This window comes from Streptosporangium sp. NPDC006007, from assembly GCF_040614315.1.
Taxonomy (GTDB): Bacteria; Actinomycetota; Actinomycetes; order Streptosporangiales; family Streptosporangiaceae; genus Streptosporangium.
Window position 1 is genome coordinate 85,685 of the sequence record NZ_JBEXUG010000026.1, and the last position, 6,503, is coordinate 92,187.

The 6,503-nt window shown below is 69.2% G+C and carries 4 protein-coding genes and 1 pseudogene; 1 reads left to right on the forward strand and 4 read right to left on the reverse strand.

The genetic code is table 11. The annotated features are described in order from the left end of the window. Positions 1–124: 124 nt before the first annotated feature. From rfbB to ABZ194_RS20515, 4 genes are all read right to left on the reverse strand, one after another. Complete coding sequence (gene rfbB / locus ABZ194_RS20500; RefSeq protein WP_355598464.1) at positions 125–1,096, reverse strand: dTDP-glucose 4,6-dehydratase; 972 nt, start codon at positions 1,094–1,096, stop codon at positions 125–127. Positions 1,097–1,273: 177 nt separating this feature from the next. Further along, positions 1,274–2,026, reverse strand: coding sequence for an alpha/beta fold hydrolase (locus ABZ194_RS20505; protein ID WP_355598466.1), 753 nt, complete (start codon positions 2,024–2,026; stop codon positions 1,274–1,276). 147 nt (positions 2,027–2,173) lie between these two features. Beyond that, positions 2,174–4,021 carry an ABC transporter ATP-binding protein gene (locus ABZ194_RS20510; RefSeq protein ID WP_355598468.1) on the reverse strand — a complete coding sequence of 616 codons (1,848 nt, stop codon included), beginning with the start codon at positions 4,019–4,021 and terminating at the stop codon, positions 2,174–2,176. After that, entirely contained in the window at positions 4,018–5,730 is a 1,713-nt protein-coding gene (locus ABZ194_RS20515) for an ABC transporter ATP-binding protein (protein ID WP_355598470.1), read from the reverse strand. The genes ABZ194_RS20510 and ABZ194_RS20515 overlap by 4 nt, the downstream gene beginning before the upstream one ends. Before the next feature lie 650 nt (positions 5,731–6,380). Here ABZ194_RS20515 and ABZ194_RS20520 point away from each other — a divergent pair. Then, positions 6,381–6,503: pseudogene (locus ABZ194_RS20520) on the forward strand (sensor histidine kinase KdpD); the annotation flags it as partial.

Genomic DNA, 6,503 nt, shown 5'->3' on the forward strand with positions numbered 1-6,503 from the left:
CGCCGCGCCCGGGAGTGCGGGTGAGCGCCTCCCGGTCAGGACCGGCGGATCCCGTTGAGGGCACCGTGGCCGGTCAGCCGATGGAGCGGATCCCACCGGGCGGCGCTCACCTCCGTCATCACTGTCAGCCGACGCCCAGGGCCGCCCGTTCCCTGAGCGGCTCCCACCAGGAGCGATTCTCCCTGTACCAGGCGACGGTCTCGGCCAGGCCGGTCGCGAAATCCTTGCCGGGAAGATAACCGAGCTCCGTGCAGATCTTGGTGCAGTCGACCGAGTAGCGGCGGTCATGGCCCTTGCGGTCCTCGACGAAGTCGACCATGTCCCAGTCCGCGCCGCAGGCGGTCAGCAGCAGGGCGGTCAGCTCCTTGTTGCTCAGCTCGGTACCGCCCCCGATGTTGTAGACCTCGCCGGGACGGCCCGCCGTACGCACCAGCTCGATACCCCGCACGTGGTCGTCGATGTGCAGCCAGTCGCGGACGTTGAGCCCGTCGCCGTAGAGCGGGACCTTCTTCCCGTCGAGCAGGTTGGTGATGAACAGCGGGATGACCTTCTCGGGGAAGTGGTGGTGCCCGTAGTTGTTGGAGCAGCGGGTCACCCGCACGTCCAGGCCGTGGGTGCGGTGGTAGGCGAGCGCGAGCAGGTCGCCGGCGGCCTTCGACGCCGCGTAGGGGGAGTTGGGCCGCAGCGGGTCGGTCTCCGGCCACGAGCCGACCGCGATGGAGCCGTACACCTCGTCGGTCGAGACGTGCACGAACGACTTCAGCCCGCTGCGGACCGCCGCGTCCAGCAGAGTCTGGGTGCCGGTCACGTTGGTCCTGACGAATTCGGCGGCGTTCTCGATGGACCGGTCGACGTGCGACTCGGCGGCGAAGTGAACCACCTCGTCGTGCTCGGCGACGAGTTCGGCGACCAGGGCGGTGTCACAGATGTCGCCCTGGACGAAGGTGAAGTGGCCTCGGGCCGAGTCGAGGTTGGCGAGGTTGCCGGCGTAGGTGAGTTTGTCGAGGACCGTGATGGCCGGGCCGCCCCGGTGCGCCAGGGTCCGGACGTAGTGGGAGCCGATGAATCCGGCCCCGCCGGTGACAAGTATCTTCATTTCGCGATCTTCGCCTTTCTGGGACGGCTGCCGCTCAAACAGTCGGAGCCGCCGGGTGACGGATTCACCCGGCGGCTCCCCACGGGGCCAGGATTTCACGGGATTTCCCCGAGAGGGCGCGGGACGGCCGGAAGACCTCCCGAACTCCGGCGCTCCGGAGCCTCTTCCGCCGCCCCCTCAGCCGTCGGAGAGCCGTTGGGAGACCAGGTCCCGCACCGCGGCGGCGTGCGCGGTGAGGAAGAAATGACCACCGGGGAAAACCCGCAGCTCAAAGGGGGCGGTCGTGTGCTCGCCCCAGGCGTTCACCTCCTCGACGGTCGCCACCGTGTCGTTGTCGCCGGCCAGGGCGAGGATCGGGCAGTTCAGCCTGGGGCCCGGGCGGTACCGGTAGGTCTCGGCGGCCCGGTAGTCGCTGCGCAGCGCGGGCATGATCATGCGGACGATCTCCTCGTTCTCCAGAACCTGCCCGTCCGTGCCGTGCAACCTCTTGACCTGGGCCAGCAGGTCGCGATCGTTGCCCAGATGCACACGCTCGTTCCGGTGCCGGGAGGGCGCGCGACGGCCGGAGGCGAAGAGGGCCACCGGCACGGTCCCGTCGCGTTCCAGCCGCCTGGCGACCTCGAAGGCGAGGGTCGCGCCCAGGCTGTGGCCGAACAGCGCGATCGGCAGGTTCGTCCACGGCTCCAACTCGACGGCGATCCGGTCCGCCAGCTCGTCGACGTCGCCGATGAGTCTCTCGTGCCACCTGTCCTGGCGCCCTGGATACTGGATTCCCGCCACGTCCACCGTCGGGGGCATGGTCCTGAAGAGCGGGGAGTAGAAACTCGCCGATCCGCCGGCGTGCGGAAAACAGATCAGCCGGGTTCGAGCCCCGTCACCCGGATTAAACCTCCTGATCCACATACCGACATTTCTCTTCAGTATTGTCATGACCATATTCCCTTTCCGATGGTCGTCCACAGTTGAAAATGCCAGTTGCGGGCGCCGGGATCAAGCCCCCGCCTCCCCGCTGGGCACGCATGCGGGGGCGTCGTGGCGCCTGACCTACGACGATGACGCACAGGCGGAAAACGAAGGCTAGTCGGGGACGCTCGGCAGGTCGGAGATGCTGTCCAGCCAGGCCCGGTGCAGGCCGGCGAAGCGGCCCGCTCCCGCGATGAGCCTCTCGGGTGGGCCGTCCTCCACGATTCCGCCGCCGTCCATCACGAGCACCCGGCCGGCGATCTCGACGGTTGACAGCCGGTGCGCGATGATCACAGCGGTCCGGTCCGCCAGGATCGTGCGCATGGCCTGCTGTACCAGCCGCTCACCGGGGACGTCCAGGCTGGAGGTCGCCTCGTCGAGGATCAGCACCGCGGGGTCGGCGAGGAAGGCCCGCGCGAACGCCACGAGCTGCCGCTGCCCGGCCGACAGCCGGCCGCCGTGCTTGCCGACCGGGGTGTCGTATCCCTGGGGGAGCGCCGAGATGAAGTCGTGGGCGCCGATGGAGCGGGCGGCCTCGACGACCTCGGCCAAGGTCGAGGCCGGCCGGCCGAACCTGATGTTGTCGGCGACCGAGCCGGTGAACAGGAAGTTCTCCTGCGTCACCAGGACCACCGCGGCGCGTAGCGACTCCTCGTCCAGCTCGCGCAGGTCGACCCCGTCCAGCAGCACCCGCCCGGCCACCGGGTCGTAGAACCTGGCGATCAGTTTGGCCATCGTGGTCTTCCCCGCTCCGGTGGTGCCGACCACCGCCACGCTCTGCCCCGCGGGGATCGTCAGGTCCAGCCGGGACAGGACGGGGGTGCCGTCCAGGTAGGAGAATCTCACCGCCTCGAACCGCAGGTGCCCGCGCGGCCGTTCCAGCGGTACGGGGACGCGCGGCTCGGCCACGGCCGGCCTCTCCTCCAGTACGCCGGAGAGCTTCTCCAGCGCCGCCCCCGCGGACTGGAAGGTGTTGTAGAACTGGCTGATCTCCTGCATCGGCTCGTAGAACTGGCGAAGGTAGAGCAGGAAGGCGGCGAGCACGCCGACGGTGACGTCGCCTCCGACGGCCAGCCATCCGCCGTAGAGCAGGACGGCGGCGATCGTGACGTTCCCGATCAGCTTGACACCCGGCATGAAGATCGCGATCAGGTGCATGCTCCGTACGTTGGCGTCCCGGTAGTCGGCGTTGAGCCGGGAGAAGATCTCCTGGTTGCGCGGCTCCCTGCGGAACGCCTGAACCGCCCGGATACCGGTCATCGACTCGACGAAGTGGACGATCACCAGCGCCACGGTCTCCCGGGTCCTGCGGTAGGCGATGCTTGACCGCCGCCGGAACCAGCCGGTGAACAGCAGCAGGATCGGCAGCGGCAGCAGGGCGACCAGGCCCAGCTTGACGTCCAGGACGAGCAGCAGGACGGCGGTGCCGGTCAGTGTCAGCACGGCCGTGACGAGGCCGTCGAACCCCGACTGCAGCATCTCGGAGATGGCCTCGATGTCGGAGGTGAGCCGGGAGACGACCCGGCCCGAGGTGTAGCCGTCGTGGAAGGAGAGCGAGAGCCGCTGGAAGTGGCCGAAGACCCGGCGCCGCAGCTCAAGCAGCACGTCCTGGCCGATGCGGCCGGCCATTGTGAGGAACACCCGCCGGGTCCCCGCCTGGATCGCCGCCGCCGCCAGGATCGCCACGACCACCGTGACCAGGATGGCCGGCCCCCGGCCCGAGCTCATCGGCGGGATACCGGAGTCGATGCCCACTTTGATCAGGAAGGGGATGGCGAGCGAGGCCGCGTTGCTGATCACTATGACCGCGACGAGCAGGGCGATCTCCCGCCGGTACGGTCGCAGCAGCTCGATGAGCAGGCGCCGGGAGCGGGTGCGGAGCAGGAACGACACCCGCTCCGGCAACTCGTCCCGCTCCTCGGTGGCGACGCCGCGCCAGTTCCGTCCGTCGTCACCGCTCATCGTGGCGCCTCCTGGTCGTCCATGCCCGCCGAGAGCAGCGCGCGGTACTCCGGCACGTTCGCCAGCAGTTCGTGGTGGCGCCCGACCCGGGCGATCGTGCCGTCCATCAGCAGGGCCACCCGGTCGGCGAGCAGCACGGTGGAGGCCCGGTGGGCGACCACGATCCCGGTGGCGTCCCGCAGCACGAGGCGCAGCGCCTCCTCCACCAGGGCCTCGGTCTCGACGTCCAGGGCCGAGAGGGTGTCGTCGAGGACGAGGACCTTCGGCCGGCTGAGGACCGCTCGGGCCAGGGCGAGGCGCTGGCGCTGGCCGCCCGACAGGGACATGCCCTGCTCTCCGATCCTGGTCTCCAGTCCCCAGGGCAGCTCGTGGACGAACCCCGCCTGGGCGATCTCCAGCGCCTCCTCCATCTCCTCCTCGGTGGCGTCGCGCCGTCCGAGCGTGAGGTTCTCCCGGACGCTCATGGAGAACAGGGTCGGCTCCTCGAAGGCGGTGGCCACCACCGAGCGGAGCGCGGGCAACGACAGGTCCCGTACGTCCTGGCCGTCGATGGTGATCCGGCCCGTGCTCACCTCGTGGAGCCGGGGGACGAGAGCGGTCAGGGTGGTCTTGCCGGAGCCCGTCGCGCCGACGATCGCGACCGTCTCGCCCGGCCGTACCTCCAGCCAGATGTCGCGGAGCACCGGCTCGGCCGCGCCGGGGAAGCGGAACCCCACGCCTTCGAAGCGGAGGTGCCCGCGTGGCCGCTCGATCACGTCCACGCCCCCGATGATCTCCGGTTCGGTGTCGAGCACCTCCATCACGCGGTCGGCCGCGGTCATCGCCTCCTGGCCCATCACCAGGATGAAACCGAGTGCCGAGACCGGCCACACCAGCTGCAGCATCAGGGTGGTGAAGGCCACCAGCGTGCCCAGCGTCACCCATCCCGAGCCGGCCGCGAGCGCGCCGAGCAGCAGCACCACGGCGAGGGTGACGTTGGGGATCACCTCAAGGAAGGTGAAGAACCGGGCCGACAGCCGCACCTTCTCCATCGAGGTCCGGTGGACCTTCCCCGCCCCCTCGGCGAAGAGGGCGGAGACGTGCCCGCCCCGGCCGAACGCCTTGATCGTGCGGATGCCGGCCGCGGACTCCTCGATCAGGGTGGCGAGGTCGCCCTGCTGGTCCTGTACCTGGCGGGAGACGTCGATGTAGCCCCGCTCGAAACGGAGCGTGGTGAGGACGACGGGCAGCGCCGAGGCGGCGACCAGCAGGCCGAGCGGCCAGTACATGTGCAGCAGCAGCCCGGTCACCGTCACGATCTGGACGCTGATCAGGACGAGGAAGAGCAGGCCGAAGCCGAGGAACCGCCGGATCGTGGACAGGTCGGTCGTCGCGCGGGACAGCAGCTGGCCGGACTGCCAGGCGTCGTGGAAGCTCATCGGCAGTCGCTGGAGGTGCCGGTAGAGGTCGTCGCGGATCCTGGTCTCCAGGCCCAGGACGGCGGCGGCCAGCAGCCATCGGCGCAGAAGCACGAACAGCGCCTCGATCACGCCCAGAGCCAGGGCGAGCAGCGCGAGGGGGAGCAGGGCGCCGGTGTCGCCGCGGGCGACGGGGCCGTCGATGATCTCTCTGCCGATCAGCGGGATGACGATGCCGATCCCGACTCCGGCGAGGGACGGCAACCAGATGAGGGACATGCGGGTGGTGTAGGGGCGCAGGTAGGATCTCATTCTCCACAGGGAGTTCGTCCTGGCGCGGCGGGCGTTCGGGGGCCGATGAGTACCGGGTTCTCGCGCTGGGGCGGCGGTATCGGGGGGCATCAGCAGGCAGCACGCTCCTTATATTTTTCAGTTGATACAGACACCGGTCGGGGTAAGGACCCGTTAAGGGTAAATCCCCCGTCAACTGAATTTCCGGCTCGCGGGCCCCGTGGTTGACGCCCTGCCGGGCCGGTGACGTCCGCCCGGCGCGGGACGACCATCAGAGTTTCCCTGGCATCCGATGCCCCGGCAACTGTCCCGGAAGTGGGTGTCCGCCGGCACTGCGGTCACGTGCCCGGATACCCCGGCGGCTGTCGCCGGGGATCGGGTGTGTCGGAGAACCGTGTATGGATCGCGTCAATAATCGTTTTGGCAGCGTATGGAACCCGTCAAGGCGCACAAAAGCCCCCAAACCTCGCGATTTCCTTGCATAGAGGGCACCGCCCGGTGGCTGGAAACGCGCGGATTCAGACGCACAGGTCCAGTTGAGGAGCGGAGATGAGGAACGGCGTCCCCAACGCTCCCGGCCACGGTCTTCACCGTTACGGTCGGCTCAACCCGGCCCTCGGCCGGGAGTGAGTGAGCGGAGCCCGGGAAACCGGACGGGAGTGTGAGCGGCGATGAGCAGGACGCGCGGGCAGTTGCGCATCTATCTGGGTGCGGCGCCTGGTGTCGGTAAGACGTACGCGATGTTGAGTGAGGGGCGTCGGCGGTTGGGGCGTGGGACGGATGTGGTGGTGGGT